This window comes from Leucobacter soli, assembly GCF_042659205.1.
Classification (GTDB): domain Bacteria; phylum Actinomycetota; class Actinomycetes; order Actinomycetales; family Microbacteriaceae; genus Leucobacter; species Leucobacter soli.
The window spans coordinates 1-2,749 of sequence record NZ_JBHSRW010000276.1 but is presented as its reverse complement, the minus strand read 5'-3'; the positions used below and the strand labels follow the sequence as shown (position 1 = coordinate 2,749).

General features: G+C 71.3%; 2 protein-coding genes. Both read left to right on the top strand.

The window, feature by feature from the left end; all coding sequences use genetic code 11:
* The first annotated feature begins 113 nt into the window (after nucleotides 1-113).
* Nucleotides 114-1,193 (top strand): phenylalanine--tRNA ligase subunit alpha, encoded by a 1,080-nt coding sequence (gene pheS, locus ACFPZL_RS12050; RefSeq protein WP_218113863.1) that lies wholly within the window; start codon nucleotides 114-116, stop codon nucleotides 1,191-1,193.
* Nucleotides 1,193-2,749, top strand: a 1,557-nt coding sequence (gene pheT / locus ACFPZL_RS12045; protein ID WP_382335594.1) for a phenylalanine--tRNA ligase subunit beta, incomplete at its 3' end; no start/stop codon positions are given. The genes pheS and pheT, both read left to right, overlap by 1 nt.

Sequence of the window (2,749 nt, the reverse complement as noted above, 5' to 3'; positions counted from 1 at the left end):
CGATCGCCCCGCGGCCCGTGCGGGCCGCGCGCGTCATCCCGTTCCGCTGCGCGTTCACCCCTCCAGTCTACGCACCCCGCGGGAACCGCCCCGGGGAGATAGGATTGATCCTTGTGTCAGTGAGCGAAGAGAACGCATCGGCCGCGCCGAACCCGATCACCCCGGAGGCGGTGAACGCTGCCGTGGAGGCCGCGCTCGCCGCCGCCGCCGCCGCGTCCACGACGGCCGAGCTGAAGCAGGCCCGCGGCGAGCATGTCGGCGACGGCTCGACGATCGCGCGCCTGAACGCACGGATGCGCGAGGTCCCCAAGGAGCTGAAGGCCGAGACCGGCAAGCTCATGGGGCAGGCGCGCGGCCGCCTCGAGGGGGCGTTCAAGGGCCGTGAGGCGGAGCTCGCCGTTCAGGAGGCGGCGGAACGACTCGTCGCCGAGACCGTCGACGTGACCGAGGCCCCGGTGCGCCGAACCGGCGGCAGCCGGCATCCGCTCGCCCAACTGCAGGACGAGGTCTCCGACGTCTTCGTCGGCATGGGCTGGGAGGTGGCCGAGGGCCCCGAGATCGAGCACGAATGGTTCAACTTCGACGCGCTCGGCTTCGATCCCGATCACCCCGCGCGCGCCATGCAGGACACCTTCTTCATCGAACCCGCGGAGCGGCACCTGCTGCTGCGCACCCACACCTCGCCGGTGCAGATCCGCTCGCTGCTCGGCGAGAACCTGACGAACACCCGGTTGCCCGTATACGTGGTCGCCCCGGGCAAGACCTACCGAACCGACGAGCTCGATGCGACCCACACGCCCGTGTTCAGCCAGATCGAGGGGATCGCGATCGACCGCGGCCTGACGATGGCGCACCTGCGCGGCACGCTCGAGCATTTCGCCAGGCAGATGTTCGGGGAGGCGGCCGAGATCCGGCTCCGTCCCAACTTCTTCCCGTTCACCGAGCCCTCGGCCGAGATGGACGTGTGGCAGCCGAACGCCAAGGGCGGCGCGCGCTGGGTGGAGTGGGGAGGATGCGGCATGGTCGACCCGAACGTGCTGCTCGCCGCCGGCATCGATCCCGATGAGTATCAGGGCTTCGCGTTCGGCATGGGGATCGAGCGCACGCTGCAGTTCCGCCACGACATCAACGACATGAGAGACATGGTGGAGGGCGACGTGCGCTTCAACCGTCAGTTCGGAGGCCTGGTCTGATGCGTATCCCACTGAGCTGGCTCGGCGAGCACGTCGAACTGCCGCAGGACGTGACCCCCGAGCAGGTGCACGCCGACCTGGTGCGCGTGGGCTTCGAGGAGGAGTCGATCCGCCGCTTCGAGGCCGACGGCCCGATCGTGGTGGGCGAGGTGCTCTCGCGGGAGCCCGAGCCGCAGTCGAACGGCAAGACCATCAACTGGTGCCAGGTGCGGGTCGCCCCCGAGGGGAGCCGCGCGGCCGACGGCGGCGAGGACGTTCGCGGCATCGTCTGCGGCGCGCACAACTTCGAAACGGGGGACAAGGTCGTGGTGACGCTGCCGGGCGCGGTGCTGCCCGGCGACTTCCGGATCGCCGCGCGCAAGACCTACGGCCACGTGAGCGACGGCATGATCGCCTCGGCGAAGGAACTGGCGCTGGGGGAGGATCACGACGGCATCATCGTGCTCTCGCGGCTCGGCTTCTCGGCCGAGAACGGCACCGAGCCCGAGGTCGGCGCGGATGCGCTCGAGCTTCTCGGCATGCGCGACAGCGCGGTCGAGATCAATGTGACGCCGGATCGCGGCTACGCCTTCTCGATCCGCGGCGTGGCCCGGGAGTACGGGCACGCCACGGGCGCGGCGTTCACCGACCCGGTGCTCGCGCTCGAGAGCGAGCTGGGGCACGGCGCGGGATACCCCGTCACCCTCGACGACCGGGCGCCGATCCGCGGTCGCGAGGGCTGCATCGGCTTCGTCGCGCGCGTGGTGCGCGGGATCGACCCCGCGCGCCCGACCCCGCCGTGGATGGTGGCGCGTCTCACGCTCGCCGGGATCCGATCGATCTCACTGGCCGTCGACATCTCGAACTACGTGATGCTCGAGCTCGGGCAGCCGCTGCACGCCTACGACCTCGCGAAGCTGCAGGGCGGCATCGTCGTGCGTCGCGCGACCGCGGGGGAGACCCTGGTGACGCTCGACGACAAGGAGCGCGCGCTCGACGTCGAGGATCTGCTCATCACCGACGACTCCGGGCCCATCGGTCTGGCCGGCGTCATGGGCGGCGAGGACACCGAGGTGAGCGCCGCCACCACCGACGTGCTGATCGAGGCGGCCGCCTTCGACCCCGTGTCGATCGCGCGCACCTCTCGCCGGCACAAGCTTCCGAGCGAAGCGTCGCGGCGCTACGAGCGCGGCGTCGACCCGCAGGTCGGCGCTGTCGCGGCGCAGCGCATGGTCGACCTGCTGGTCGAGCTCGCGGGCGGCACCGCCGACTCGCTGGGCTGCGAGATCCGTCCGGAGCGCGTGCGCGCCGAGGTGCTGCTGCCGCTCGCACGGGTGAACGGCCTCCTCGGCACCGACTACCGCGACGACGAGATCCGCGGCGCCATCGAGATGATCGGGTGCGAGCTCCAGGATCACGTGCTCGCCGACGGTGCGCCCGCCCTCGTCGTCGTACCGCCGAGCTGGCGCAGCGACCTGTCGCGCCCGGCGGACCTGATCGAGGAGGTCGCCCGCATCGTCGGCTACGAACGCATCCCGTCGGTGCTGCCCGTCGCCCCGGCCGGCCGCGGCCTGACC